The organism is Glutamicibacter sp. NPDC127525, from assembly GCF_042672105.1.
GTDB lineage: Bacteria > Actinomycetota > Actinomycetes > Actinomycetales > Micrococcaceae > Glutamicibacter.
Map to the genome: position 1 here is coordinate 422,382 of NZ_JBHXVN010000003.1, position 26,205 is coordinate 448,586.

Here is a 26,205-nt window from a genome sequence, read left to right on the forward strand (position 1 = left end):
TAGCCTCCACCTATGACCCGCACCACATCTCGCTCTTTTAAACGTCTTGGCCTCTGGATTTCCGGCACGCTGGTAGTCCTCTTGGCCGCATTCTTCGCTTTTGCTCCCGGCATCGTGGAAAACACCCGCAATAAGATCGAGGCCGCGGGTCTGCCAGCGGTCGGCGACGACGCCGCGAACCTGCATTCGCGCTTGCAGATTGCCGACATGCATGCCGACACCTTGATGTGGGACCGTTCGCTGCTCAAGCGCTCGGACCGCGGCCATGTCGACCTGCCGCGCATGGAAGAAGGCAATGTCGCCCTGCAGGTCTTCTCCTCGGTTTCCAAGTCGCCCGTCGGCCAGAATTACGACTCCAATAGCGCCGAATCGGATAACATCACGCTGCTGGGCATTGTCCAGCTGCAACCGCCTCAGACCTGGTTCTCGCTCCTGGAGCGTTCGCGCTACCAGGCCAAGAAACTGCGCGACGACGCCGCCGCTTCGCAAGGCACCCTGCGCACCATCACCACCACCGCCGAGCTCGACCAGCTGTTCAAGGACCGCAAGAGCGGCCAGCAGGTCACCGGGGGCCTCTTCTCGGTAGAGGGCCTGCATAATCTTGAGGGCGACGTCAGGAACGTGGATGTCCTGTTCAACGATGGCATGCGCATGGCCGGGTTCACGCACTTCTTCGACAACTCGGTGGCCGGCTCCAAACACGGGGTCGAGAAATCAGGGCTCACCGACCTTGGCCGTGCTGCACTCAAGCGCATGGAAGAGCTGGGGGTCATCGTCGACCTGGCGCATTCCAGCGACGCGGCTTTCAATGAAGTCCTCTCCCTGGCTACTGAACCGGTGGTTTTCAGCCACGGCGGTGTCCAAGCCACCTGCGATGTGAACCGGAACCTCACTGACGATCAGATCCAGGCCATAGCCGAGACCGGCGGCGTTATCGGAATTGGCTACTGGGACGCTGCGGTCTGCACCCTGGATGTGGATTCGGTGGTGGACGCGATGGAGCATGTCATCAAGGTCGCAGGAATCGAACACGTCGGTTTGGGCAGCGACTTCGACGGTGCAACTACCGTCGCATGGGATGCCAGCCAGATTGCTATCATCACCCAGGAACTGATGAATCGCGGCTATTCGGATACGGAAATCGCGGCCATCATGGGCGGAAATACGTTGCGCGTATTCCGCGAGGTGCTTCCAGCGAACTAGCTCAGTTCAATCCAATAGCGTCGCAGGTCCTCAGTGGAGCCGAAGCGGGGCCCGATTTCGGCAACCGGAGTGACGCGTTCGAGGACTCCGCCGCAAGCTTCGATGGTTCGCGCCGAAGCAGTATTGGAGTCGTTGCAGGTAAGCAGGACCCGCGGCAGGCCAAGGCTGCGGGCTTGTTCCAGGGATCCGGCGAGCGCGGTTCTGGCCAGGCGATTGCCACGGGCGCCCGGGCGTATGCCGTAGCCGATGTGCCCGCCGACTTCGCGAAGGAAATCATTGCCCAGCTCGTGACGCAAGCTGACCGCGCCCAAGTACTCATCGTCGTGCGCTAGCCACAGGGTGCTTTGCGCAACGAAGCCTTCCGGTGGCGTGAAGTGCGGCTTTTCCAGATCCTTGAGCAGCTGGACCCACTGCGCGAAGTCTTCTGCGTTGCGCAGATCCCAACCGTATTTGGCAGCGTAGAAGACCGAGGCCCCGTCCTGCTCCGCCCCCGCCCATTCGGTTGTGCTCCGCATGAAGGAAGCATGCAGTGCGGCAGAAGGTTCAATCAGTCCAATCCCGGTCATGGAGCAAGTCTAAGCTCATGCCGGTGGCATTCACGCATGCCACAGCGGATTTGAAGGCAGAAAACGTCAACTGGCGAAATAGCCACCGGGCCGAGGGTCCAGTGCCCATTGCAGCGCCCGTTCGTGCAGCGGCGGGAGTTCTGGCCGGTCAGCCAGTTCGAAGTACCCCACTTCCAAATTCTCGTCATCGTTGACCTTCGCCGTGCCGGAAAGGTGCCGAGCCTTGAAAACTACATCCAGGTACTGCGCGTGATCCCCATTGGGATACACCGTGGGAGCTGTCACCCCGACCCCCAACAGGTCCGTGATTTCGCATTCGACGCCGGTTTCTTCCAGCACTTCGCGGTGTGCTGTATGCGAAGGCTCTTCGCCTGGATCAATAATTCCTGCCGGCAGGGTCCATTTGCCATTGTCAGCACGTCGCACCAACAGCACCCGGCTGTCGTGGAGGACAACTATTTTCACCCCGGAGAGCCATAGCAGTTCATGACCGATGCGTTCTCGAAGATGGGTTACGAATTCTGGAGTTGCCATGATTTCATCGTGCCATAAGCAGCACTGCTAAAGACCCAATGAGCATGAAGGGACCGAAAGGGACCGCTGATTTCAGCGTCAATTTCCGCACCGCCACGCCCCCGATAACCCAGCCGGTGGCCAGCAGGAAGGCAAGCAAGGTCGCGAAGAACAAACTGGGCAAGGAATAGTATCCGAGATTCATCCCCAGCACGCCGGCCAGCTTCACATCGCCCATGCCCATTGCCCCAGCGGAAATCAGCGCGAGGAGCAGATAGCCTCCGCCAAGCAGCAGCAACCCCAAAAGGCTCATCAGCAGCCCATGCCCATCAGAACGGAAGATCCCCAGCGGCGCGATCACCACGATGCTGGCCGCCAACCAGTAAGCCAGTAGCCGGTTGGGCAAACGATGCGTTGCCATGTCTTCCTTGGACAGGAGGAACCCGAAACCAAGAAAGCAGGCTAGCTGGAGGAGAACCAGTGCTGCGGTGGTCGGGCTTTCCTGTGCCACGTTCCAAATTTCTGACATGCATAGAGCATAGGCACCTCATTGGATCTTCGGCAGAGGGGTCTTCCTCTTGTGAATAATTCAGCCGCTTCTACAATTGGAGTATGGACGTTCCAGCAGTTCCAGTTCTTTTCCCCGGGCAATCCGCCCCTGAGTCGGCGGCCCGTCGTCGTTTCCGTGCCTTGGCCCGGTCCGCCCCATGGCTGAGCACCTCCTTGCAGTTCCAGGTCCAGGTCCCGGAGCATTACGCCAAACCGGACGAAGGCCTGGAAGGCCAGCTGACCGCCATCCTCCGCCAGCGAGAAGCCATAGCCGTGCGCTCGGCCGAGGGGCAACTGGTGTACCAAAAGGAGAAGTTCACCGCAGACCGGAGCCGAGGCTACGTCGCAGCCACCAATTCCTCATGGAAGCTGCCGGCCTCGCTGACCTCCCCGGTTTATACCTCAGACCACCTGATCTTGCGCCGTCCACAAATTTCTGGCTTCAATGGGTTGCTGCCCTTGGAGCATTGGGAACCAATGCTCGATCCGGTGGAACTTGCCGGCACCGAGCCTGCCGCCCATGATCTCGCTTTCGACCACCCCACCTACATTCACGAGCTCGCAGAGATCACCCATGGCAACCGGCCTGCTCTAGCCGCCGTTCTCACTGCGGGACACAACTACCAGCCCGCACTGGCCAACTGTCCTCTCGTTCCCGCCGGGACACGAACCCTCGTGGTACTGGATCTGGCAACAGGCGTCTGCCTGAGCCGCCGGGTGCTCTCCGCCCAGGCCGGGATGCCTGTGGCCCCGGAGCTGTCGCTTCAGGTCCTGGCCCAGAACGAGTACTACATCGATTCCTTGTTCACCGCCCCAGCTCCCACGCTTACCGACGTGCGGGCGCCGATTCCGTGGGAGCTGCGCAGCGAGCGCCAATCCTAGGACAAGGTGGGCGAATCGAGCAGGTTGGTGACTAGCGCGGCGATAGCAGAGCGCTCGGAACGGGTCAGGGTCACATGCCCGAAGAGGGCATGTCCCTTGAGCTGTTCCACGACCGCGGCGACGCCGTCGTAGCGGCCTACATGCAAGTTATCGCGCTGAGCCACGTCATGGGTGAGCACCACCTTGGAATTCTGCCCGATGCGCGATAGCACCGTGAGCAGAACATTGCGTTCCAGCGACTGGGCTTCATCAACAATGACGAAGGAATCATGCAGCGAACGCCCGCGGATGTGGGTCAGCGGCAGGACTTCAAGCATCCCGCGTTCGACGACTTCATCAATGGCATTCTTCGACACGATCGAGCCGAGGGTATCGAAGACCGCTTGGGCCCAAGGTCCCATCTTTTCGCCCTCGGAGCCCGGCAGGTAGCCTAGTTCCTGGCCGCCCACGGCATAGAGCGGACGGAACACGGTGATCTTGCGGTGTTCCCTGCGTTCAAGCACTGCTTCCATTCCGGCGCACAGGGCCAACGCCGATTTACCGGTTCCGGCGTTGCCGCCCAGGGAGACGATGCCCACGGATGGATCCATCAGCAGATCCAAGGCGATGCGCTGCTCTGCACTGCGTCCATGCAATCCGAAGGCCTGCTGGTCGCCGCGCACCAGCTTCAAGGTGTTCGCATCAACCTTGCGGCCCAGGGCGCTTCCGCGCGGGGATGTGATGACGAATCCGGTGTTGATCGGTTCATCGGCGACCGCAGGGTGGTTCAGAAGCTGTTCATGTTCGTAGAGCTTGGCCATGGTCTCTTCGCCCAGTTCCAGCTGCTGTATGCCGGTCCACCCGGTCGAGGCGATCAGCTCATTGCGGTACACCTCGGCATGGATGCCCATGGCAGAGGCCTTGATGCGCATCGGCAGGTCCTTGGTGACCAGCGCAACGTCGAGGCCAGCATCCAGCAGGTGCTTGGCGACAGCCAGGATGCGTGAATCGTTATCGCCTGAGCGCATGCCTACCGGCAGGACTTCCGGGGCGATGTTGTTCAGTTCAATGCGCAGTGTTCCACCAGTTTTGGACACGGGCACCGCTTGGGCTAATCCCCCATGGCTGGCAATCAGCTCGTCAAGCACACGCAAGGCATGGCGTGCGAAGAAGCCCAGATCAGGATCCTTGCGCTTATGTTCCAGCTCGGTGACGACAGTCAGCGGGATCACGACATGGTGCTCATCGAAGTGGAACATGGCTTTCGGGTCAGAAAGCAAGACCGAAGTATCAATGACGTAGGTTCGTACACCCTGTTCGGCTGTTCGTGTCATGGCAGCGCACCCATTCTCGAATCCGGCGTGGGGACTCTCCCCACGCGTAAGTGGGGAATCCCGACACCGGATGTCCAAGGCGATTCCGGCAATTGCTCCGGCTGGCGCTGCATTTGGTCATCTAGTGAGGAACCCTTCGATCAGCTGGGTCTTGTTGCCCCGGCCTTATGATCACCATAGACCTTGAAGCGCTACCGGGGGACTACGTTCAGGTAACGATTAGCTGAACAGCTGAGCCGGGTGCACGATTCGGGGCTCAGGTGCCGAAGCGGCGCTGGCGATCAGCGAAGTCGCGCAACGCACGCAGGAAATCCACGCGGCGGAAATCCGGCCACAATGCCTCGCAGAAGTAGAACTCCGAGTAGGCGCTTTGCCAGGTCAAGAAGCCGGAGAGACGCTGTTCCCCGCTGGTGCGGATCACCAAATCCGGGTCTGGCTGGCCCTTGGTGTACAGTGCCGATTCGATGTCTTCAGTGGACAGTCCGGCGGCAAGTTCCTCGACCGTGCGTCCATCCTCGGCGGCCTTGCAAAGCAGTGACTTGAAAGCATCAAGGATTTCACGGCGTCCGCCGTAGCCGATGGCCACATTCACATGAACGCCGGTGCGGTTGGCGGTAACGGTTTCCAGCGCGGCAAGCTTCTGCGCCAGGTCTTCAGGCAGCAGGTCCTTGGCTCCCACCTGCTGGACCTTGACCCGGTTGGTCTCTCCCAGACGGTCCAGGGTCGTGCCGATAACTTCCAAGAGGTCGCGCAACTCGCTGGCTTCTCGATTGAGGTTGTCGGTGGAGAGCATGTACAAGGTAACCATCTGGATGTTCAGGTCCTCGCACCAATCGAGGAACTCCAGGATCTTGTCCGCACCGGCCTGGTGGCCTGCCATGGTCGGGGTGCCGGCCAGCTTGGCCCACCGGCGGTTGCCATCGACCATCACGCCAATATGGTGCGGAAGCTTGTCGGCAGGGAGGGACTTCGCCAAGCGCCGTTCGTAGTAACGGTACGCAAGGTTCGGAAGCTGCACCTTGTCCCTGCCTTTCGATAGATTCCAAAAACTCTAGGTTCTAAATCTACCGCTATTTATCGCCCAGCATGGGTATCTGCCCGCTTCACCGCGTCCACGATGGACACATTCTGCCGGGCTCAGGCACCCTTTCCGGAAGCGAACAGCGAGAACAATCCGTCCATCCCGGCTACAGGCATCTGGCAAAGCTCTTCGCGGCAAGGCTGGATCTGGACGGTCTGGGCCGCACCAGGTAGCGACGGATCGTGGCGCACATTCAATCCGAGGCTCAACGCCACCGAACGCACGCGCTTGGCTTCTGCCGAATCCCACTGCGACAGCGCAAGATACTGGACCGGGCTGGAAACTATGCACTGCACTTCCAAGGCGGTCGCTACCTGTGTTGGCGCGTCGCTGGCCAAAGCCAGGGCGTGGGCAGAAAATACGCGGGCGCTTTCCAAGTCCGCCGCATCTGCCTCGGTGTAGTCTCCCGCCGCCATGGACTGCAGGGCATGCATCGCCAGCGCCTTGGCGTAGAGCGCACCCGAGGCCGGCAGCGCATCATCAAGCACCGTGACGGCAGCAATGTTGCTGCGCTGGGCTGCGATGCGCGCATCGGCTTGGACCGCGTCACGCGGCACCCCGGTTTCCGGGTCTACGAAGTCGGCAGCGCGTCCCAGTAAGCGACTGGCACGCTCAGCCCACTGCTTGTGCCCGCTGGCTTGGCCCAACGCCAAGAATCCCAGGGCCAGGGCGGCATAGTCCTGCAAGGTGCCTTCATTGCCGTGCTCAGCACGATTGGCGAAGCTCACGCGAGCCAGCCGTCCGGCATTCTCATCCCACTGCATAGTCCACACCGAGGTTGCTGCCTTCTCGGCGAGCGCCAAGGCTTCTGGCTGGTCCAGGAGCAGCGCGGCTTCAGACAAGGCTTCGATGGCCAGCCCGTTCCAACCGGCGATCACCTTCTCATCGCGGACCGGCATAATTCGCGAGCGGCGCAGCGTGCGCATTGCATCCCGCAGTTCATGGAGAACACCGATTTCGTTCGTTTCAGGAACCCTCAACAGCGAGAAGCAGAAGTTCTGCGGGTCCTCGGCCACCGGCGCGAAACGCAACAACCCCTTGGGCAGCCGCTGAATCAAAGGGTCGGTGACCAGTGCGATTTCCTCGCGGCTGAAGGTGTAGTACGCGCCCTCGATCTGGCGGCCATCACGGGATGAATCGGCATCCAGGGAAGCCGCGAAAGCTGGAGCGGCCGAAGATGCGGTGAGCAGTTCCTCGTTGAGGAAGTCGATAATGCCTTGGGCGCTGCGCTGGGCGAGCCAGGCGAGATTCTGCGCGCGCTGGGCTATCTCCCCTTCGGACTTGCGGGCGAATTCTGCCGCCAGGACACTGGTGCGAGCCGCCAGTGAAAGCAGGCCGGCATTGTCGTAGAGCATCTTTTCGAAGTGCGGGACCGACCAGTTCTCATCAACGCAGTAACGGGCGAAACCGCCATCAACATGATCCTGCAGGCCGCCAAGGAACATCGCTTCGAGATGGGTGGCCGCTGCGGCGAAGGCCTCGGCGGCGCGGTCAGGGGTGGTGACCACTGCACGCCACAGTGTCTTCAGAGCCCAGGTCGGCGGGAACTTAGGTGCCGGGGTGAAGCCGCCTTCCGGTTTGGTGGCGGCAACCCATCGATCAAGTGCTGCGCCGAAGGCCTGCTCTGCTGGTTGCTGCGACTGCAGCGACAACAGCGAGCTCTGGCGGCTTCCGAGTTCGGCCAAATGCGCGGCGAGCATCTGGGCCTGCTCTTCCAGCGAATCGCGCTTGGTTTCCCAGGCCTCGTGGACGGCGTTAAGCACTTGGCGGAAGCTCGGAGTCTTGCCACGGGGCGTCTTCGGATAGTACGTGCCGGCATGCACGGTACGCCCGTCAGGAAGGGCGAAAATCGTCATCGGCCAACCACCGGCACCGGTGAGCGCCTGGGTAGCCAGCATGTAGGTGTCGTCCACGAGCGGATGCTCTTCGCGGTCCACTTTGATAGCTACGAAGTTTTCGTTCAGCAGCGCCGCGATTTCAGGATCGTCGAAAGACTCGTGGCTCATCACGTGGCACCAATGGCAGGCAGCGTAGCCGATGGAAAGCATGACCGGTACGTCGCGCAACCGGGCCTGTTCGAAGGCTTCGTCCCCATAGGGGAACCAGTCGACAAGTTGGTGCGAATGCTGTCTGAGGTATTGGCTGGATGAGCCAGCGAGTCGTTGAGCCACGCAATCATGCTATCGCGCAGCTCACAAAGCGCCTATTGCTGTTCGTCGGTCTTCGGGTCGTGCGGCTCTTCGGATTCCTGAAGCTTGCGCTCTTCCCCCTTGGCCACCATTTCCTGCTGCTTTGCCTCGGCTTCCGAGGTGTAGCGCACGCGGCGCACTCGACGGACCATGTCGCGAATCAGGAAGATCACGGCAACCACCAAGGCTGCGGTGAAAATGAACCCAAGGAATCCTGGACCGTATTCGCTGCTGGTCTCCGTACCGACACCGAGGGTCGAGGAAGTCAGAGCCAGGGATTCGAAGATCGTATTCACGATGTAAAGACAACTCTTTTCTAGTACTGGAAAGCGCTTAGTACTATCTTAGTCCGGCAAACAGGTCGGTCTCGGGCAACTCGGTAGCTACCTTGGAGGAAATCAGCGTGTAGTCTTCCCACGGCCAGTGCTCCGCGTAGACGTGTTCCGGTACGGCGAAGAAGAAACCTTCCGGGTCGATCTGGGTTCTGTGGGCCAGCAACGCCTGATCGCGCTGCGAGAAGAAATCCGCGCAGTTGATCTGGGTGGTCGTGGTGTGTGGGGAAACCCACTTGAACATCTGGTTTTCCTCGTCCGCTTCCCACAGCGCAACGCGCTCGGTGTAGGGGGACTCGTAACCTGCTTCCAGCATCGCGTAGTGCAAGGTGCGGAAACGATCCGGTGCGAAAGCACGGTCGTAGTACAACTTGCTCACCGACCACGGCGCACCCAGTTCCGGGTACATCTGCGGATTAGCCGCGTGCTCAAAGGCAAAGGTTGAAACCTTATGGCAGTGGATGTGGTCCGGGTGGGGGTACCCGCCGTTTTCGTCATAAGTCGTGATGACGTGGGGACGGAATTCACGGATCAGCTTGATGATGCCGGCAGCAGCGATTTCTACTGGCTGCAAGGCGAAGGCGCCAAAGGGCAGCTCCGGCAGCGGATCCCCTTCCGGCAAGCCGGAGTCGACATAGCCCAGCCAGCGGTGCTTGACGCCCAGCACTGCAGCGGCCTCGGCCATCTCGGTCCGCCGGACGCCTGCCAGGTCGCGGTGCGCATGGGCGAGTTCGCCAGCGGCGGCGTTGAGAATATCCCCGCGCTCACCGCCGGTGCAGGAAACGACCATCACTTCGGCGCCAGCATCAACATAGGCGGCCATCGTTGCAGCACCCTTTGAAGATTCGTCGTCCGGGTGCGCGTGAATAGCCATGAGCCGCAGACCCTGCGAAGGAGCAATTTTCTTCACGTCGTGAATCTCCACTTATCTTCTTTCCTTATGCCACGTTTTTGGACGGCCCGAAGCTTCGAATCTGTCCGTCATCCATAACAACTCACAGCCGACCACCGGTTATTCCCCCATGCTGAAAGACGGTAAACTTGAGTAAGGAACCAACGTACGGCATTCCCAGTTCAAATGCCGCCAGGCAAGAGAGTGGTGCAAGGCAAATAATGTCTGATCCAAGCTTAACGGCTCGCTACAACAACCCCAAGAAACGCAGTCTTCCCAGGAAAACGCGTAACTGGCTAATTGCTGCCGCGCTCTCCGTCGGCGTTGCGGGGGCCGCCTATGTCGGCTTCAACAACTACAGCGCCATCAGCGCGCAGGACATCGAGTTCGAGGTCATTTCCGCAACGAAGGCCAAGGCCATTGTCGCAGTCGAATACAACACCAAGCACCGCGTGCAGTGCGATATTCGTGCGATGAACGAATCCAAGGCCATCGTCGGATACGACACCATTTTGCTTGATCCTGGAGAAGCTACCGGGCACATCACCCAACGCCTGGAGATTGACCTGCACACCGACAACCTGGCGACCACCGCTGGCGTGGAGTCCTGCTACGAGGTTCCGCAGGAATACAAGGGTTAATATTTCAGCTTCTTCATCCCCTAATAGCTGAATCTATTGGGCTTAAATCGTTTTGGCGACTACTATCGTTGAAAAGATACGTTTCGCCCCGCATCGGCGCATGGTTCTAGCTGAGTACTAGGACATGAGCCTGGCGGGGTCTTTGCTTGCATCGCCCATAACGTGTGAGCCCTCAGATCCGTACCGAATCCGACTTCGTCGACGCCACCGTTTCGGTGGCTTTCGGCTTTAGGACCACTTATCGGTCCCAAGGCCAAGCGAAGTCCTAACTGACCAAAGGAAGTACAACGTGAGCACCAACAGCAACGAACCTGTCGTTTGGCTGACTCAGGAAGCCTACGATCGGCTCCAGGACGAACTGACTTTCCTCTCAGGCCCGGGACGTGCCGAGATCGTTGCCCGTATCGAGCAGGCACGTTCGGAAGGTGACCTGAAGGAGAACGGCGGTTACCACGCCGCCCGTGAAGAGCAGGGCAAGGCCGAAGCGCGCATCCTCTACCTGAAGGATCTGCTGCGCCGCGCCGATGTAGGCGATGCTCCTGCCGATGACGGTGTTGTTGAGCCAGGCATGCTGGTTGTCGCCAGTATCGCTGGCGACGAGACCACCTTCCTGTTCGGCTCCCGCGAAGTTGCCGGCGACACCGACCTCGAGGTCTACTCCGAGCAGTCCCCTATTGGCGTTGCCGTGCACGGCGCAAAGGTCGGCGACAAGCTGTCGTACTTGGCTCCAAACGGCCGCGACATCAAGGTTGAGATCATCTCTGCAAAGCCTTACCAGTCCTAGCTAATAGGCTGCAATGCAAAGTCCGAAGGCCGCCAACCCATCTGGGTTGGCGGCCTTCGGACTTTGCTGCTTATGTGCTAGGCGACTGAACCGCCGGCAGTATTGGTGATCTGCGGGTCGAAGCCTTCGGCGCGCAGGTTATTGAGCACCGTCTTGGAATGCTCATGGCCCTTGGTTTCCAGGTCGATGGTGATCGCGACATCGCCCATGGACAGCGAACCGCCGATACGGGTGTGGTCCAGACGGGTGACATTCGCATCCGATTCGGCGATGATGTTGGAGATCTGCGCGAGCGAGCCGGGGCGGTCTGGAAGCATCATGCGTATGGTCAAGAAGCGGCCGGCCGCTGACAGGCCACGCTGGATCACCTTGAGCATCAGCAGCGGATCGATGTTGCCGCCAGAAAGGATTACCGCGGTGGTTGCCGGATTGATCCCGTGCGCTTCCAGCTTGTTCTCCAGCAGTGCCGCGACGCCCACCGCACCGGCTGGTTCCACCACGAGCTTGTTGCGCTCCAGGAGCACCACCAGAGCTCGTGCGAGCGTATCTTCCGATACCGTCACCACGTCATCAACTAATTCCTTGATGATCGCGAAAGGCAGCTGCCCTGGCTTGCCTACAGCGATGCCGTCGGCAATGGTGTGCACGTTATCCAGCGGGACCAACGCGTCAGCGGCCAGGGATGGCGGGTAGGCCGCGGCGTTCTCCGCCTGGACACCCACCACCTTGATCTCGCGGCCCAGTTCGCGGGCCTTGGCCTTCAGCGCGATGGCGACGCCGGCCAGCAGTCCACCGCCGCCAACACCCATCAGCACGGTGTCCACCTCAGGAAGCTGTTCGAGCAGTTCCAAGCCGATGGTGCCTTGGCCGGCAATGATGTCCGGGTGGTCGAAAGGATGCACGAAAACTGCCCCGGACTCGTCGGCAAAACGCTGCGCCTCGGCCAGCGCTTCATCCACGGTGTCACCGAAAAGCACGACTTCTGCACCATGATCACGCGTCGCGGTCAGTTTCGGCAAGGCGACGCCCCGGGGCATATAGATTCGCGCCTTGATTCCGAGGTGGCTGGCGGCCTGGGCAACGCCCTGCGCGTGGTTGCCTGCCGACGCGGCGACCACGCCTCGGGCCTTCTCGTCGTCGCTGAGCTTGGACATGCGTACATAGGCACCGCGGACCTTGAAGGATCCAGCGCGCTGCATGTTCTCGCATTTGAGGAAAACTTCGGCGCCAACATGCTGGGACAAAACACGGGAATGCTCCACCGGGGTGCGGGCAATAACGGGTTTGAGTACTTCAGCGGCGGCTTCGATATCAGCCAGCGTAACCGGCAAAGTAGGTTCGGTGCTCATGGATTATTCCTCATCTGCTGTGGACTCAGGGTGCCGGGTTTCCGGCGAAGCTGTTGGTGCGGCGGCAGGTCCTGCAGCTGCAGCCGGCGGGTCGGCCTTCGCTGGGTCGCTCGCCTTAGGGCTCTGCGCCACTACTTGGTTTCCGTAGTGCTCAATCACGAATTGGTCGGTTTCCCAGGTTCGGCCCGACAGGTATTTCACGACCGCGTTGACCACCGCCAGCAGCGGTACGGCGAATAGCGCACCCGGAATGCCTGCAAGCATGGTGCCGCCGGCTACTGACAAGACCACTGCCAGCGGGTGCAGGCTCACTGCCTTGCCCATAATCAGTGGCTGCAGGATGTTGGACTCCGCCTGCTGGACCAGCAGCACTACGGCCAGCATGATCAATGCGTTGACCCAGCCATTGGCTACCAACGCGAGCAAAACTGCCAGGGCACCAGTAAACAGTGCACCGACGATCGGGATGAAGGAGCCGATGAAGACCAGGACGCCCAGTGGCATGGCAAGTGGCACGCCCAGGAAGAATGCACCGAATCCGATGCCGATGGCGTCGATCAGCGCAACGATCATCTGGACTCGCACATAGGTGACCAGCGAGGCCCAGCCCCGGGTCAAGGCGCCGTCCATCGCCGGGCGGGCGCGGCGCGGCAAGAGGTTCACCAGGAACAAACCGATCTTGCGCCCGTCAAGCAGCAGGAAAATCAAGGCGAAGACGGCCAGCAATGTGCCTGTCAGGATCTGCCCGATCGCGGAAGTCCAGCTGATTGCTTCACTTAGGATGTTGGTGGCATTGCCGCGAAGCTGGACGAGGGTATCGTCCAGCACCTTCTGCAGGTCGTCGTTGGTCAGCTTGAGCGGGCCATTGAACAGCCAGTCCTGGACCTGCTCGATGCCCGAAAGCGCTTGGGTCCACAGGGCGGTAAATCCGGCCGAAAGTTTTTGCCCTGCTACCGATAGCCCTGCGGTGACCAGCGCAAGGAAGCCGATGAGAGTAATGCCGACGGCCAACCCGCGAGGTACAGCAAGCTTGGAGTTCATCGTATTCACAACCGGTGAGAGCAGCCCTGCTAGTAGCGCTGCGATGAAAACCGGGATGACCAGCAAGGAGACTTTTGACAGCGCCCACACCAGCACGCCCAAGGCTGCGACGATGATCAGGAAACGCCAAGCCCACGCTGCTGCCATGCGCATGGCATACGGCATATCCTCGGCGCTTTTGAAATCCGTCAGATCTGGCCCTGGTGTGGCAGGAGTTTCCGCCGGCTGACTCGGAAGTGAAACACGAAAACGGCGTAGACGTTCCAACCGGCTCTTCTTCATGGAACCACGCTATCGCGTTTGCCAGACAGCTTCTTGATCCATGTCTCAATTGTGACAAAAACCAAGGACCAGTGCCCGATATGGGCACTGGTCCTAGAAATCTAATTCAATATGTTTATTTGCCCTTGCCGAGGGTAACCAGATTGCACAGGCTGCCTCTTATTGCTCACGCCAACTTGAAAACACGGCTCATCAGGCGCTTCGCACATGCTATCTCCGGCGGCGCATGACCGCTTCAAGGACCCTCTCCTCAGCGTCTTCACCGGGCTTGATGCCCGCGGGTACCTTGAAGAAGAAAATTGACCCCAGTGCCCACCAAATGGCGAAGATGACCCACGGTTCCCAGCTCAGCGAGGCCGGCATGCCGGGCATGTAGAGGCTGAAGAGCGCAGCGGTGAGCAGGACTGAAGTCCAGCCGATGATAGTCCCAGCAATTCCGTTGCCGCCAACGCGCAACGGACGATCCATCATGGGTTCGCGCTTGCGCAGCACAAGGAAGGTTACCGAGACCAGGAAGTAGGCCACGATGATGCTTGGCGCCCCCGAATCCACGAGCCACCCCAGCATTTCAGCGCCGAAGAATGGGGCCAGCATGGAGATTCCACCGATGAAGACCAGTGCGTTGGCTGGCGTGCGGTATTCGGGATGCAATGTGCCAAACCAGGAAGGAAGCATGCCGCTTCGGGCCAGGGAGTAGACCAATCGCGAAGCTCCCAGCAATAGAGAGTTCCATGAAGTCAAGATGCCGGCAATGCCACCGGCAATCAGCACCTTGGCCATCAGCTCCGAACCGAACATGGCCCCGAAAGCATCCGCCGTTGCAATGTCAGCTCCAGCCAGTTGCGCAGCTGGCATCGCTGACGCTGTTGTCAGGACAACCATGACGTACCAGATGGTGGCCAAGACTACGGAGACGACTACGAGCTTGCCAATTTGCTTGGCCGGAATCTTCACTTCTTCAGCGGACTGCGGAATCACGTCAAAACCGATGAACAGGAATGGCACCGCCACCAGCACGGCAAAGAACCCGCTGGTTCCAGGGGTGAAGAAAGGTTCCATGTTCTTGGCTTCGCCGCCGGCAAAGGCGCCGGCAATCATCAGGGCACCGATTGCCACCAGGAAGAGCACCACGAAGGTCTGCAATACGCCAGCTTGCTTCACGCCGCGAATATTGATCCAGGTGATCACCACCGCTGAAAGCACGCCTACCAACGCCCACGTCAGATTTACTTCAAAACCGGCAACCGTCCACAAGGGGATCTGGCTCATGCCCGGGAAGATGTATTCCACGGTTCGTGGCAAAGCAACCGCCTCGAAAGCCACAATCGTGACATAGCCGCCGGTAATTGCCCACGATCCGATAAACGAAGGCCGGGCGCCCAAGGCGCGCAGGATGAAGTTATGCTCGCCACCGGCTTTCGGCATGGCCGCGGTCAGTTCGGCATAGGTCAGGCCAACGACCGCCATGATGCCACCGCCAACGAGCATGGCCAGTACCGCGCCCATGGTGCCGGCGTTATCCAGCCACCCACCGGTCAGCACTACCCAGCCGAAGCCGATCATTGCACCGAACCCTAGGGCCAGGGCATCCAAGTTGCCCAAGGATTTCACCAGCCCCGGCGTTTTTCCCGCTGATTGCTCGACTGCCATTGCGTTCCTCCTGCCAAATCTGCTGTGAGTTGAGTATCTGAATAGCTACAGGAGAATCTAACCAAGGTTTCGCATGAGCGCCCAATCAGCTGTCATTTTCCATGGCATAGGCGGTTGCAGCCGATCATAAAAATTCATATTTGAACAGGCGATTAACGCACAAGGACCAGTGCCCGAAATGGGCACTGGTCCTTGCGAGCTATGCTATTGCGGCTAGTCGTCGCCACGCAGGATCGCGAGAATACGCAGGATCTCGGTGTACAGCCAGATCAGGGTCATGGTCAGGCCGAAGGCACCGCGCCATGCCATGATGGCTGGAGCACCCTGGTTGGACAGTTCCTCGATCATGGTGAAGTCGGCAACCAGTGCGTAAGTTGCCAGCAGTACAGCAACTACACCGATAACCAGGCCGAGGACGCCGTGGCGCATGCCGAACATGCCATCGATGACGCCAGTGAGCATCAGAACCATGTTGAGAAGCGAGAAGACGATCAGACCGACCATGCCGATCATGAACATCTTGTTCAGCTTGGGAGTCATGCGGTACTTGCCCGAGCGGTACAGCGCCAAGGTTACGCCGGCAACACACAGGGTAGCCAGTACAGCCTGGATAGCGATTCCCTGCATACCTTGACGGCTTTCAAGGAATCCGGAGAGACCGCCAAGGAACAGGCCCTGGGCTGCGGCATACAGCAAGATGAGCACAGGCGATGGGCGCTTCTTGAAAGCGTTAACCAGACCGAGGACAAAGCCAACCAAGGCACCTGGCAACATGAGGGCCGGCATGCCCCAGCCAATCGCGGCGCCAACAACAACCAAGGCCAGGCAGAGCACGGTCTTGTTGATCGTGGTTCCGATGGTCATGCGGCCGGTGTCGGCGCTGGTTGCAGCAGGCTGCTGGTACATCTGCTGCAGCTGGTCTGCGCTCATATTTGCGGTGTCACGGAATCCAACAGCACTTCCAGGCTTGGTTCCCCAAGCATCAGAGCGGCTGCTGGAACCAAAAATTGGATTGCCCAATGTCATTCCCCCATAGATTGCGATTGCGCCGGCACGTGGCTAGCTGAAGATCTTTTGCTTAATCCTATTGAGCATTGCTGTGAAATCACTCAGTCGGAAGGATGATATAGGGCATTTTTCCGAAGAAAAACTACTCTGTCAGCGATATTCTTGAAAGTTCTACCATCAAGGTTGCCTTGGCAGCCGATTTTGGTGGAATGCACGATGCCTGGGGTTGAACGATGGATGCGCTCCCACTTTTGGCAAAAGAAAAGACCGCTGCTGACCGGAAAATCCGGAACAGCAACGGCCTTATTCTGTACCCCCAGTGGGACTCGAACCCACAAGCCTTTCGGCAGCTGATTTTAAGTCAGCCGTGTATGCCAATTCCACCATAGGGGCAAGACTCTCAAATTTTACGTGATCGGCAAAGCAAATAGAAAATCCTTCTTTGCTGACGTATGCGAGGGGCCAATTGCTTGGCCCCTCGCATCATCGTCGATCAACTACGGCTCAAGCCTACTTCTTCGGCTTGGCCGACTCTTCGAAAGCAGTGCGTGGTGCTTCGAGGTTGTTCAGCTGCAGGGCATCGCGCTTGAAGACCAGTGCAACCAGCCAGTCGCCAACGACGCGGAACTTGCGCTCGAAGGTCGGCATGGCCATGCCGTGGTAGCCGCGGTGTGCCATCCATGCTGGCCAGCCCTTGAGCTTGATGCCAACAACCTTGGCAACGCCCTTGTTGCGGCCGAAGCCGGCAACTGCGCCCAGGTTGGAGTGCTTGTATTCCTTGATGGTGCCAACACCGTAGCGCGCAGCGTACAGGTTCTTGGCCAACAGCTTGGCCTGGCGCACTGCGTGCTGTGCGTTGGGAACGCAGGTGCCGTCCGGCAGGCCGCCGGTGACGTCCTTGACTGCCGAGATATCGCCGGCTGCCCAGGCGCCTTCCAGAGGTTCGCCGTTGGCATCCTTGATACGAAGGTCCGTGCGGGTCTCGATGCGGCCGCGCTGCTCGATTGGGAAATCGGTGGAGCGAACCATCGGGTTGGCCATGACGCCAGCAGTCCAGATCAAGGTGTCGGAACCGAACTCGCCCGCTGGGGACTTGTCGGCCATGTTGATCAGTTCCAGGTTGCCTTCTTCGGCATTGTTCAGCGAAGTGTTCAGCAAGACCTCGATGCCGCGGCTGCGCAGGTGATCGACAACCCACTCCGCCTGCTCGGCGGTGACTTCTGGCATGATGCGGCCCATGGCCTCGATCAGGACGAAGCGTGCTTCCTTCGCATCGATGCGGTCGTTGAGGCCGATCAAGTGACGGGCCATGTCTTCCAGCTCGGCGATGGTCTCGATGCCGGCGAAGCCGCCGCCGACAACCACGAAGGTCAGGGCGCGCTTGCGTGCAACTGGATCAGTCATGTTCGAAGCGGACTCGATGCGCTCGGCAACCTTGTTGCGCAGGGCGACGGCCTCTTCGATGGTCTTCAAGCCAATGCCGGTTTCAGCCAGGCCAGCGATGGGGAAGGTACGGGTGACCGCACCAGCGGACATCACGACATCGGTGTATTCCAGCTCGAACTGCTCGCCGTTGACCGGAGCAATGACAGCTTTCTTGTTGGCATGGTCGATGCTCAGCACGCGGCCGTTGACCAGCTCGGAGTGCTTCAGGTGCTGACGGTGCGAGACCACAACGTGGCGTGGTTCAATCTGGCCACCGGCAACTTCTGGCAGGAATGGCTGGTAAGTCATGTACGGGTTCGGGTCGACAACGGTGACGATGCCGCCGTGTGCCTTGACCTTCTTCTGCAACTTCATCGCGACGTACAGGCCTACGTAGCCACCGCCGACGATAAGAATGCGCGGACGCTTCTGGGAGGTTTCGATGATCGACATACTGTTGATTCTACGCGGATTTTTCGAGTTAGTGAAAACATTCACTAACTATTTCCGTTCGGTGTGTCACGTCGTCGCCAGGCATGGGCGTTTCCGACTGCCGAGGTTCGCACCAACCTGTCGAATTAAGCATCGGAAGGCGCGAAAAAGCGGGGTGGATCTTCAGTTTCCACCCCGCTTTGTCCGCTATTTACTTCTCTTCTTCGGGAATCTCGTCGAACAGATCCCGGCCGCCAGCTTGATCCGGGACTTTCAATGAACTCAAGGAAGCCGAACCAAGCCGCGCCGCAGCCTTCTCGCGTCGACGACGCACCAGGGTCTGGGCGATGCCTGCAATGATCACCAGCAGCAAGAGCACTCCCCCGCCGACGATCAGCAACGGCTGAAGCGCCGGTGCCGAGTCATCGGGAAGAACCGGATCTGGCGCCGCGACCTGCTTGAGGTCCGATTTCTCCATCGAGACGCCCGGAGCTGGGGTATCAGCAGTCTTCTGGGTGTCGCGGCGGTGCACGCGAATCCACTCGCTGATCGTGCCCAGCGGGTTCTCGGATACCGAGGGGACGCTCGCCGTCACTGCCGCCTGCGCATCGATGATTCCGTAGCCGTAGAGGTTGTCCACGCCGGCTGTGCCGGTGTCCTTGGCGGTCTTCAGGATGCGGTTGATGACCTCAGGAGCTTTCATGTTCGGGTATTCCGAACGAATCAATGCGGCCACGCCCGCCACCAAAGGAGCCGCGCCGGAGGTACCGGACCAGCGCGCGTAGCCGTCATCTGGCAAGCCGCCGACCAACTGCTCGGCAGGGGCTGCAACGCCGATGGAAATGCCTTCGGTCGAGGAATCCTGCGAAGCCTTGCCGCTGGCATCAACGCCGGCCACGGTCAGCACTCCCGGAATGGTGGCCGGGGCGCCCACCTGGCTCATGCCGCCCGAACGGTTGCCTGCAGCGGCAACAATAACCACGTCATGGTCTTCTGCGTACTTGAAGGCGTCGTCCCAGCTTTCCGGCCATGCCGGGCTGGTTGAACCGAGAGACATGTTGATGACCTTGGCCCCGGAATCCACGGCCCATTTCACGGCACGGGGGATCTGGGTTTCCACTGGAATCTTCGCCGGGTTGCCTTCGCCCATCCACAGCGACACAGACAGCAGGTCTGCTGCCGGAGCGACGCCGAGCACGCCGTCCTTGCCGCTCTTCAGCTTTGGCACCTTTTCGTACTCAGGTTCCTGGGGAATGTCCTCGTCTTCGTCTTCGGCGGTCTTCTTGGCCTTTTCCCACGCGGCCTTCAAGCGCTCGTTCTCGGATTTAACCCGCTTGATTTCGCCCTTGTTGTTGCCGCGCCCGCCGAGCAAGGTAGCCACCAAGGTGCCGTGCTCGCTCATGACGCCTATGGGCTTGTTGCCCTTGTCTCCGCCTGAGCCGGACATATCAGCACCGCCAACCACGGCACCCTTCAAGTCTGGATGCGCGGTATCAATGCCGGTATCAATGATCGCGACTTTGACGCCTTCGCCCTTTGTCGTCTTGTGCGCTTCGGCCACGCCCAACGACTTGAGCCAGTATTCGGACTCACGCATGTTGTCAGCGCGGGCAGGTGCGCCCACGCTGAGCAGGGTGAAGGCCAACAGCGCTGCGACAAGCAGAGAGCCGAGCTTGAGGAAGCCCATTCTTTTCCTGGCACGCAAAGCTGAGCTCAAGACATCTCCTTGGGTCGGTGACTGGGTGACAGGTTCAGGCGGCGGCAGCTGAAGCCGCGATTCCGTCGAGAATATCGTGTTCGGAAGCAATCAGAACCATTTCGCGGTTCCCGCTGGCCTTTTCAAGGTAATGAAGGATGCGTTGCGCAATGGCTGCGCCAGCTTGGATCACATCAACTCGTCCCGGATGCATGAAGCCCAGTGCTGCGCGCTCTTCCCGGCTGTAGGAAAGCATGCTGGCGGTGGCTTGGCGCATCTGGGCGAAGCTCAGCTGCGCCCCATGGATCTTTTCCGACTCGTACTGCTTCAATCCCAGGGCCTGGGCGGTGAGCGTCGTGAAAGTGCCGGCAACCATGATCACCGCGTCGACCTGCGCAACGTCAACCGATCCGGCCAGGGATTCCAAGGTGCTGTCCATGAATTCCAAGGCCTGGTCCGAACGCAATCCCGCTTGGTGGAACCGTTCGGTAACGCGCACACACCCCATGTCCAGGCTCTTGGCTGCCAATGGGCCGGTGGCATCACCGAGAACGAATTCAGTGGATCCACCACCGAGGTCGATCACCAGGCTCTTGCCGCTTTGCCCGTCCCGGACCGAAGCCGCACCGGCAAAGGACAGGGAGGCTTCTTCTTCACCGCTGATCACTTCCGGGGCGACGCCCAGGATCTTGGTGATCCGCTCGGTGAAGACCTCGCGATTCGATGCATCGCGGGCCGCCGAGGTCGCTGCGAAACGGATGGCTTCCACCCCATGCTCATCGCACAGCTTCTTGTACTCGCGAGCAGCTTCAAAGGTGCGCTCCAAGGCTTCGGGAGCGAAAGCGCCGGTAGCGTCAACGCCCTGGCCCAAGCGCACGATGCGCATGGTGCGCAGCACGTCGACCAGCTGGCCATCGGCCCCGATGTCCGCGATCAGCAGACGGATGGAGTTGGTTCCGCAGTCAATACCGGCCACGCGCATTAGGCGTCATCCTGGTCAGCGCCCTGTGCGGATTCACGCACGGCACGCTTCCGGGCGCGTTCTGCGCGCTTGGCCGCTGGGTCCTGCTGTTCCTGGGTCTTCACGTGGCGCGAGCGGTCACGGCTCGGGGCCTCGGATTCGGTATCCCAAGCACCCACGCAGTAGCACTTGTCCTTGGTCCACCACTGGGCAATCCCAGCCAGCGCTTCATCACCCAGCGGGTTCACGCCCTCGCCGGCAGCCAGCGAGTGCCCTACCAGCACGTGCAAGCACTTGACGCGGGTCGGCATGCCGCCAGCGGAGACACCAGCGATTTCCGGAACGGCCCCGGTCCCCGAGCGCTGGCCAATCGCATCGCGGTTGGCCAGGTACGACTCGTGGGCAGCTACATAAGCCTGCGCCAGCTGCGCGTCCTCACCCAGGCGGTCATTCATCTCGTTCATCAACCCGGCAGCTTCCAACCGCGACACTGCCGCAGTGATCACCGGGTGCGCCAGGTAGTAGGTGGTGGGGAAGGGAATACCCGAGGAAAGGCGCGGTGCCGTGGTGGCTACCAGAGGGTTTCCGCAAACGCAGCGCGCACCGATCTCCACCACATCGCGCACCGGGCGGTTCAGCTGGCGGGACAGGGTGTCGAGGTCAGCTTCGCTGGGTACTCGTCCGGCGGCGTCAAGGGCTTCGCGAATTGGCTGTTCAGTCACGGTTATAAGTCTCTTCGTGTTTAAAGTGGTTAGTCAGTGGCAGAACGTCGAACGGAGTCGAGCAGAGCATCAACCCATGGAAGTTCCTGGCGCACCTCGAAGGTGCTTCCGTTGCCGTCGGCGGGCGTCTCTTCATCCTTAGGGCGTTCACCCACCACCATGTAGAGCTTTTCACCAGGCATTACCAAGTTTATCCGCTCGCGTGCTTGCTGCTTGATGTACAGCGGGTCATCCCAGCGCGCGATCTCTGCCTTGAGGTCATCGCGCTGCGTCTCCAGCGCTTCGATCGAGGCATTCAGCTCATTCAGCTCCGCCATCTGCGTGCGGTAGAAATTCACCGTGGGCACGAGCATCACTGCGAAGAAGGCCAGGACCACGATCAAGGCGGCGATACGGCCGGAAAACCGGTGCGCAGCAACGGGTTCGCCCTCGGGGACGTGGTTCTGGCCAGACGGCTTCTGCCCCGGCTTGCGGCGTACGGCAGCAGAGAACTTCACCCGGTCATCGCGTCGGCGTTCGTTCTGCTTTTCCTTGGCACGTTCGCGCAGCGGCACCTTCGGCTTCGGCGCGTAATTTCCTGCAAATTTTTTCGGCTCACGTGACGCATCTGACGCTGGGCGTGCCGTCGATTTCGGCTGTGCTGCAACGCTTCTGGGCTTCTGCGCAGCGGGAGCGGCCTTCGGTGGGCGCGGCGTTGCAGGAGTTTGCCTGGCCTGCGCTTGTGGCCTGACGATGCGCAGAGCGTCGGTAGGCGGTTCAGCTTCGGAACCTGCGCCGTCATGTTTCGTCTGGTCAACCGGGGTTATTACGGCTTCTTCGGCCGGATCCGGAGTATTACGGCGAGGCATTCGCGGTGGTCGCTGAGCCATACTCCCCCAATTCCCGTGGTGCTTTTCGTGCGGTGTTGCCGTGGACTTGGCAAGATAATTCCATTAAATAACGAAAAGCCCGCCGGTATCCACTACCGACGAGCTTATTCGCTATTACTGAAAATTAGCTGTTGAAACGCGGGAACGCGCTACGGCCAGCGTAGACCGCCGAGGCGCCCAGGTCTTCTTCGATGCGCAGCAGCTGGTTGTACTTGGCTACGCGCTCGGAGCGAGCTGGTGCACCGGTCTTGATCTGCCCGGCGTTGGTTGCCACGCAGATGTCAGCGATGGTGACATCTTCGGTTTCACCCGAACGGTGCGAGGTGATGGTGGTGTACCCGGCACGCTGCGCCATGGTCACTGCATCGATGGTTTCGGTCAGGGTGCCAATCTGGTTGACCTTCACCAGCAGCGAGTTGGCGGTGCCCTTGGCGATGCCGTCGGCCAGGCGCTGCGGGTTGGTGACGAACAGGTCGTCGCCTACCAGCTGCACCTTGTCGCCAATGGCGTCGGTCAGGGTCTTCCAGCCATCCCAGTCGTCTTCATCCAGTGGATCCTCGATCGAAACCAATGGGAAGTCGGCAACCAGGCCAGCGTAGTAGTCGCTCATTTCCTGGGCAGAGAGCGCCTTGCCCTCGAACTGGTAAGCGCCGTTCTCGTAGAACTCGGAGGAAGCGACATCCAGCGCCAGGGCGATGTCTTCGCCCGGGGTGTAGCCAGCGCGCTTGATCGCTTCGGTGATCAGTTCCAGAGCCGCGCGGTTGCTTGGCAGGTTCGGAGCGAAGCCGCCCTCGTCGCCCAGGCCGGTGGAGAGGTTCTTCTCCTTCAGCACGGACTTGAGGTTGTGGTAGACCTCGACGCCCCAGCGCAGGCCCTCGGAGAAGGTCGGCGCGCCGAGCGGGGCGATCATGAATTCCTGGATGTCCACGTCGGAGTCGGCGTGGGAGCCGCCGTTGAGGATGTTCATCAGTGGCACTGGCAGTACGTGCGCGTTAGGGCCGCCCAGGTACTTGAACAGTGGCAGGTTGGCGCTCACCGCAGCGGCGTTGGCCACTGCCAGGGAGACGCCGAGGATGGCGTTTGCACCCAGCTTGGACTTGTTGGCAGTGCCGTCCAGTTCGATCATGGTGGCATCGATGGCGCGCTGGTCGGTGGCGTCAAGGCCCTCCAGCTCGTCGGCGATTTCGTCGATGACGGACTCTACAGCACCCAGTACGCCCTTGCCGAGGTACCGGTCTTTGTCGCCGTCGCGACGCTCAGCTGCTTCGAAAGCGCCGGTGGATGCACCGGAAGGAACAGCAGCACGGCCATGCGAGCCGTCGGATAGCAGGACCTCGACCTCGACGGTCGGATTGCCGCGGGAATCAAGGATTTCGCGCGCGTGAATGGCGTCAATCAATGCCATGAGTATGGACTCCTTGTAGAAAAGGGGTGGTCTTGGGGCAGGTCAACCAGCGGTCGCTGATAAGACCGTCGGCGCCATTGCCTGTCTCTAGCCTAGCGCTTCGAAGGTGATTTGGGCGATGTTGTTGCGCCAGTTTCCGCGCCGTATTGCTGGCCCAGGGCCGCGCGCAGCACAGATTCGGCATCCAGGCCCAGCTCCTCGGCCCTCGCTGACAGGGCCATCAATTCCTTGGCCAGGGAGAACTCGTCGACGATTCGCTCACGAACCTGCTCGGTGACTAGCCCGGCCGCGGGCTGTGCCGATCCTGCTCTGGCATGGCGATCAAGCAATTTCTGCGCGAGCGCCAGGGACGGCAGCCCAGCGGGCAGTCCGGCGTTCTTCCGCTTCTTCGGCTGGCCGGCGCGTTCGGCCTGCTTCGCCGCATCCCACACGCGGATAATCTCATCCACATCCGTGATGACGTCCTGGCGGACCTGGCCCTGCTCGTCGAAAATATGCCGGTTGCGGCGCAATAGCTTCGCATTCAGCGTTTCGGCGACATCGTCCAGGCCGAAATGGTCTTGCTCCTCGGCGATCAGCGAATGCAGCAGGATCTGGAAGTACAAGTCCCCCAGCTCCTCCTTCAACAGATCCGGGTTCCGTTCAGCGATGGCGTCCAGCACCTCATAGCTTTCCTCGATGAGGTAGGTGCGCAGCGACTCGTGAGTCAGCGCGCCAGTCCAGGCGCATCTGCTGCGAAGGGTCCGTACGGTGGCGTTGAGCTGGTCTAGCTGCGTTCTGTTCTCCGGCATAGGAACATGCTATCGAAGCGGGCTTTCAGCCTGCGGCCAAGGAGCTGCCCATTGCTGCCCATTCGGGCTAGCATGGCCGTAGTTCATCCCGACGACGCGAAGGATTGCCAATGACCGTCCAAGACACCGCCCAGCTGGAATTCCTGGATCAGCTTCCAGCCAAACTCTTCATCGGCGGCCGGTGGGTTGAGGGGCGCTCCGAGCGCATCCTGCGCACTGCCAACCCTTTTGATGACTCGCTCCTGGCCGAGATCCGCCAGGCGTCGACCGACGACGTCGACGACGCCTATGGCGCTGCCGCCGCTGCGCAGCCAGGCTGGGCGGCGCTCTCCGCCGGCAAGCGCTCGAAGGTCTTGAACCAGGCCGCCGACTACCTGCAGTCGAACTTCGAGGGCATCCTGGCGCTGTTGACCGCCGAGTCCGGTTCCACGCAGTTGAAGGCGAACATCGAACTGGGCGGCACCATCGCTGCCATCCGCGAAGCAGCCACCTTCCCCACCCGGGTGCACGGCAAGATCCTGCCCTCCAATGCCGAGGGCAAGGAGAACCGGGTCTACCGCGAACCGGTCGGCGTGGTGGGCGTCATCAGCCCGTGGAACTTCCCGCTGCTGCTGTCGGCCCGGTCCGTAGCGCCCGCCCTGGCCCTGGGCAATGCGGTGGTGCTCAAACCCGCCTCGGATACCCCGCTGGTGGGAGCCTTGGTCCTGGCCAAGGCTTTCGCCGAGGCTGGCCTGCCAGATGGCGTGCTGAACGCAGTGGTTGGTTCCGGTTCGGAAATCGGCGATTACTTCGTGGCGCATAGGACCCCGTCGCTGGTTTCGTTCACCGGTTCGACTCCGGTGGGCAAGAACGTCGGGAAAATCGCGGTCAGCGGCGAGCACATGAAACGCGTGGCGCTGGAGCTTGGCGGCAACGCGCCATTCGTCGTGCTCGAAGACGCTGACCTTGACGAAGCAGCCAAGGCCGCGACCCTGGGCAAGTTCTTGCACCAGGGGCAGATCTGCATGGCCATCAACCGCATCATCGTCCAGGCCCCGGTCTACGAGGCCTTCATCGAGAAGTTCATCGAGCAGGTCGGCAAGCTCGGCTATGGTGATGCCGCCGATCCAGCCAACCTCGTGGGACCGATCATCAATGATGCCCAGTTGGAGTCGGTGAGCGGCAAGATCAAGACCGCGCGTGCCCAGGGCGCCCGCGAAGTCCTGGCAGGTTCGATCACAGGCCGGGTGGTCTCTCCCCACGTCTTCGCAGATGTCACCAGCGGCATGGAACTGTTCCGCGAGGAGATCTTCGGCCCGGTCGTGGGCATCGCCAAGGCCGACTCCGAAGAGCATGCGCTGGAACTGGCCAACGACACCGAATTCGGCTTGTCCTCGGCCGTTTTCACGCAAAACCTGGAGAAGGGCGTCGCCTTTGCCCGCGGCATCAAGGCCGGGATGACTCACGTCAATGACATCACCGTCAATGATGAACCGCATGTGATGTTCGGTGGCGAGAAGAATTCGGGTCTGGGCCGTTTCAACGGCGAGTGGGCTATCGAGGAATTCACCACCGATCACTGGGTCGGCGTGCAGTCCACCAAGAAGCAGTACCCGTTCTAGGAACCACCTGCCCTTGGAACCAGCGAAG

General features: G+C 60.5%; 24 protein-coding genes and 1 tRNA gene. 5 read left to right on the plus strand and 20 right to left on the minus strand.

Annotated elements, in window-relative coordinates; all coding sequences use genetic code 11:
• The first annotated feature begins 12 nt into the window (after positions 1-12).
• On the plus strand, positions 13-1,203 hold the full coding sequence (locus tag ACFVHU_RS09985; RefSeq protein WP_388024168.1) for a dipeptidase: 1,191 nt from the start codon (positions 13-15) through the stop codon (positions 1,201-1,203).
• Here the strand turns inward: ACFVHU_RS09985 and ACFVHU_RS09990 are convergent.
• The 3 genes from ACFVHU_RS09990 to ACFVHU_RS10000 all read right to left on the minus strand — a co-directional run bounded on the left by ACFVHU_RS09990 (position 1,200) and on the right by ACFVHU_RS10000 (position 2,811).
• Positions 1,200-1,769 (minus strand): GNAT family N-acetyltransferase, encoded by a 570-nt coding sequence (locus tag ACFVHU_RS09990; RefSeq protein ID WP_332594728.1) that lies wholly within the window; start codon positions 1,767-1,769, stop codon positions 1,200-1,202. The two genes, ACFVHU_RS09985 and ACFVHU_RS09990, sit on opposite strands and share 4 nt — an antisense overlap.
• Positions 1,770-1,835: 66 nt before the next feature.
• Positions 1,836-2,303, minus strand: coding sequence for an NUDIX domain-containing protein (locus ACFVHU_RS09995; RefSeq protein ID WP_105657455.1), 468 nt, complete (start codon positions 2,301-2,303; stop codon positions 1,836-1,838).
• Between the two features lie 4 nt (positions 2,304-2,307).
• The gene (locus ACFVHU_RS10000; RefSeq protein ID WP_133833082.1) at positions 2,308-2,811 is read right to left on the minus strand and encodes an A24 family peptidase; all 504 of its coding nucleotides are present in this window, start codon (positions 2,809-2,811) and stop codon (positions 2,308-2,310) included.
• Between the two features lie 83 nt (positions 2,812-2,894).
• Between ACFVHU_RS10000 and ACFVHU_RS10005 the strand changes: the two genes are divergently transcribed.
• Positions 2,895-3,713: a hypothetical protein gene (locus tag ACFVHU_RS10005; RefSeq protein WP_133833083.1), complete on the plus strand. Its 819-nt coding sequence runs from the start codon at positions 2,895-2,897 to the stop codon at positions 3,711-3,713.
• Here the strand turns inward: ACFVHU_RS10005 and ACFVHU_RS10010 are convergent.
• The 5 genes from ACFVHU_RS10010 to mca all read right to left on the minus strand — a co-directional run bounded on the left by ACFVHU_RS10010 (position 3,710) and on the right by mca (position 9,502).
• Positions 3,710-5,026 carry a PhoH family protein gene (locus tag ACFVHU_RS10010; RefSeq protein WP_105657452.1) on the minus strand — a complete coding sequence of 439 codons (1,317 nt, stop codon included), beginning with the start codon at positions 5,024-5,026 and terminating at the stop codon, positions 3,710-3,712. The two genes, ACFVHU_RS10005 and ACFVHU_RS10010, sit on opposite strands and share 4 nt — an antisense overlap.
• 256 nt (positions 5,027-5,282) lie before the next feature.
• Positions 5,283-6,044 carry an isoprenyl transferase gene (locus ACFVHU_RS10015; protein WP_105661709.1) on the minus strand — a complete coding sequence of 254 codons (762 nt, stop codon included), beginning with the start codon at positions 6,042-6,044 and terminating at the stop codon, positions 5,283-5,285.
• Between the two features lie 119 nt (positions 6,045-6,163).
• Positions 6,164-8,278: a thioredoxin domain-containing protein gene (locus tag ACFVHU_RS10020; RefSeq protein ID WP_388024171.1), complete on the minus strand. Its 2,115-nt coding sequence runs from the start codon at positions 8,276-8,278 to the stop codon at positions 6,164-6,166.
• 32 nt (positions 8,279-8,310) lie between these two features.
• The gene (locus tag ACFVHU_RS10025; protein ID WP_105657449.1) at positions 8,311-8,592 is read right to left on the minus strand and encodes a hypothetical protein; all 282 of its coding nucleotides are present in this window, start codon (positions 8,590-8,592) and stop codon (positions 8,311-8,313) included.
• Between the two features lie 43 nt (positions 8,593-8,635).
• Entirely contained in the window at positions 8,636-9,502 is an 867-nt protein-coding gene (mca, locus tag ACFVHU_RS10030; RefSeq protein WP_105657493.1) for a mycothiol conjugate amidase Mca, read from the minus strand.
• A gap of 239 nt (positions 9,503-9,741) precedes the next feature.
• Between mca and ACFVHU_RS10035 the strand changes: the two genes are divergently transcribed.
• Positions 9,742-10,161 (plus strand): DUF4307 domain-containing protein, encoded by a 420-nt coding sequence (locus ACFVHU_RS10035; RefSeq protein ID WP_105657448.1) that lies wholly within the window; start codon positions 9,742-9,744, stop codon positions 10,159-10,161.
• 289 nt (positions 10,162-10,450) lie between these two features.
• Positions 10,451-10,945, plus strand: a complete 495-nt coding sequence (greA, locus tag ACFVHU_RS10040) for a transcription elongation factor GreA (protein ID WP_388024172.1) — start codon at positions 10,451-10,453, stop codon at positions 10,943-10,945.
• 77 nt (positions 10,946-11,022) lie between these two features.
• Here the strand turns inward: greA and ilvA are convergent, their stop codons facing one another.
• From ilvA to ACFVHU_RS10100, 12 genes are all read right to left on the minus strand, one after another.
• Positions 11,023-12,294 carry a threonine ammonia-lyase gene (ilvA, locus tag ACFVHU_RS10045; RefSeq protein ID WP_105657446.1) on the minus strand — a complete coding sequence of 424 codons (1,272 nt, stop codon included), beginning with the start codon at positions 12,292-12,294 and terminating at the stop codon, positions 11,023-11,025.
• 3 nt (positions 12,295-12,297) lie between these two features.
• Complete coding sequence (locus tag ACFVHU_RS10050) at positions 12,298-13,488, minus strand: AI-2E family transporter (protein WP_286134180.1); 1,191 nt, start codon at positions 13,486-13,488, stop codon at positions 12,298-12,300.
• Between the two features lie 339 nt (positions 13,489-13,827).
• Entirely contained in the window at positions 13,828-15,267 is a 1,440-nt protein-coding gene (locus ACFVHU_RS10055; RefSeq protein ID WP_388024173.1) for an APC family permease, read from the minus strand.
• Between the two features lie 213 nt (positions 15,268-15,480).
• A complete protein-coding gene (locus ACFVHU_RS10060) occupies positions 15,481-16,197 on the minus strand; it encodes a Bax inhibitor-1/YccA family protein (RefSeq protein WP_286134179.1) in 717 nt (238 codons plus the stop codon).
• Positions 16,198-16,586: 389 nt separating this feature from the next.
• Positions 16,587-16,668, minus strand: a tRNA-Leu gene (locus ACFVHU_RS10065).
• A 117-nt stretch (positions 16,669-16,785) separates the two neighbouring features.
• The gene (locus ACFVHU_RS10070) at positions 16,786-18,153 is read right to left on the minus strand and encodes an NAD(P)/FAD-dependent oxidoreductase (protein ID WP_105657442.1); all 1,368 of its coding nucleotides are present in this window, start codon (positions 18,151-18,153) and stop codon (positions 16,786-16,788) included.
• A gap of 190 nt (positions 18,154-18,343) precedes the next feature.
• Positions 18,344-19,819, minus strand: a complete 1,476-nt coding sequence (locus ACFVHU_RS10075) for a S8 family serine peptidase (protein WP_388024197.1) — start codon at positions 19,817-19,819, stop codon at positions 18,344-18,346.
• 64 nt (positions 19,820-19,883) lie between these two features.
• Positions 19,884-20,810, minus strand: coding sequence for an exopolyphosphatase (locus ACFVHU_RS10080; RefSeq protein WP_388024175.1), 927 nt, complete (start codon positions 20,808-20,810; stop codon positions 19,884-19,886).
• Positions 20,810-21,511 carry a DUF501 domain-containing protein gene (locus ACFVHU_RS10085; protein WP_105657439.1) on the minus strand — a complete coding sequence of 234 codons (702 nt, stop codon included), beginning with the start codon at positions 21,509-21,511 and terminating at the stop codon, positions 20,810-20,812. Before ACFVHU_RS10085 ends, ACFVHU_RS10080 begins: the two co-directional genes overlap by 1 nt.
• Before the next feature lie 29 nt (positions 21,512-21,540).
• Positions 21,541-22,359 carry a septum formation initiator family protein gene (locus ACFVHU_RS10090; RefSeq protein WP_105657438.1) on the minus strand — a complete coding sequence of 273 codons (819 nt, stop codon included), beginning with the start codon at positions 22,357-22,359 and terminating at the stop codon, positions 21,541-21,543.
• Positions 22,360-22,504: 145 nt separating this feature from the next.
• Positions 22,505-23,785, minus strand: coding sequence for a phosphopyruvate hydratase (gene eno / locus ACFVHU_RS10095; protein WP_105661703.1), 1,281 nt, complete (start codon positions 23,783-23,785; stop codon positions 22,505-22,507).
• 92 nt (positions 23,786-23,877) lie between these two features.
• Positions 23,878-24,576, minus strand: a complete 699-nt coding sequence (locus tag ACFVHU_RS10100; protein WP_332594731.1) for a MazG nucleotide pyrophosphohydrolase domain-containing protein — start codon at positions 24,574-24,576, stop codon at positions 23,878-23,880.
• Positions 24,577-24,686: 110 nt separating this feature from the next.
• Here ACFVHU_RS10100 and ACFVHU_RS10105 point away from each other — a divergent pair, with 110 nt between their 5' ends.
• Positions 24,687-26,177 carry an aldehyde dehydrogenase family protein gene (locus ACFVHU_RS10105; protein ID WP_388024178.1) on the plus strand — a complete coding sequence of 497 codons (1,491 nt, stop codon included), beginning with the start codon at positions 24,687-24,689 and terminating at the stop codon, positions 26,175-26,177.
• Positions 26,178-26,205: the final 28 nt, after the last annotated feature.

Excerpts from the sequence above, each read along its gene's own strand:
- ilvA (WP_105657446.1), bottom strand. The coding sequence starts at position 12,294 with ATGAGCACCGAACCTACTTTGCCGGTTACGCTGGCTGATATCGAAGCC.
- ACFVHU_RS10055 (WP_388024173.1), bottom strand. The coding sequence starts at position 15,267 with ATGGCAGTCGAGCAATCAGCGGGAAAAACGCCGGGGCTGGTGAAATCC.
- ACFVHU_RS10010 (WP_105657452.1), bottom strand. The coding sequence starts at position 5,026 with ATGACACGAACAGCCGAACAGGGTGTACGAACCTACGTCATTGATACT.
- ACFVHU_RS10050 (WP_286134180.1), bottom strand. The coding sequence starts at position 13,488 with ATGCGCATGGCAGCAGCGTGGGCTTGGCGTTTCCTGATCATCGTCGCA.
- ACFVHU_RS09990 (WP_332594728.1), bottom strand. The coding sequence starts at position 1,769 with ATGACCGGGATTGGACTGATTGAACCTTCTGCCGCACTGCATGCTTCC.
- ACFVHU_RS10100 (WP_332594731.1), bottom strand. The coding sequence starts at position 24,576 with ATGCCGGAGAACAGAACGCAGCTAGACCAGCTCAACGCCACCGTACGG.
- ACFVHU_RS10070 (WP_105657442.1), bottom strand. The coding sequence starts at position 18,153 with ATGTCGATCATCGAAACCTCCCAGAAGCGTCCGCGCATTCTTATCGTC.
- ACFVHU_RS09985 (WP_388024168.1), top strand. The coding sequence starts at position 13 with ATGACCCGCACCACATCTCGCTCTTTTAAACGTCTTGGCCTCTGGATT.
- eno (WP_105661703.1), bottom strand. The coding sequence starts at position 23,785 with ATGGCATTGATTGACGCCATTCACGCGCGCGAAATCCTTGATTCCCGC.
- ACFVHU_RS10005 (WP_133833083.1), top strand. The coding sequence starts at position 2,895 with ATGGACGTTCCAGCAGTTCCAGTTCTTTTCCCCGGGCAATCCGCCCCT.
- ACFVHU_RS09995 (WP_105657455.1), bottom strand. The coding sequence starts at position 2,303 with ATGGCAACTCCAGAATTCGTAACCCATCTTCGAGAACGCATCGGTCAT.
- ACFVHU_RS10035 (WP_105657448.1), top strand. The coding sequence starts at position 9,742 with ATGTCTGATCCAAGCTTAACGGCTCGCTACAACAACCCCAAGAAACGC.
- ACFVHU_RS10075 (WP_388024197.1), bottom strand. The coding sequence starts at position 19,819 with ATGGGCTTCCTCAAGCTCGGCTCTCTGCTTGTCGCAGCGCTGTTGGCC.
- ACFVHU_RS10000 (WP_133833082.1), bottom strand. The coding sequence starts at position 2,811 with ATGTCAGAAATTTGGAACGTGGCACAGGAAAGCCCGACCACCGCAGCA.
- ACFVHU_RS10090 (WP_105657438.1), bottom strand. The coding sequence starts at position 22,359 with ATGCCTCGCCGTAATACTCCGGATCCGGCCGAAGAAGCCGTAATAACC.
- ACFVHU_RS10060 (WP_286134179.1), bottom strand. The coding sequence starts at position 16,197 with ATGAGCGCAGACCAGCTGCAGCAGATGTACCAGCAGCCTGCTGCAACC.
- ACFVHU_RS10105 (WP_388024178.1), top strand. The coding sequence starts at position 24,687 with ATGACCGTCCAAGACACCGCCCAGCTGGAATTCCTGGATCAGCTTCCA.
- ACFVHU_RS10080 (WP_388024175.1), bottom strand. The coding sequence starts at position 20,810 with ATGCGCGTGGCCGGTATTGACTGCGGAACCAACTCCATCCGTCTGCTG.
- mca (WP_105657493.1), bottom strand. The coding sequence starts at position 9,502 with ATGGCTATTCACGCGCACCCGGACGACGAATCTTCAAAGGGTGCTGCA.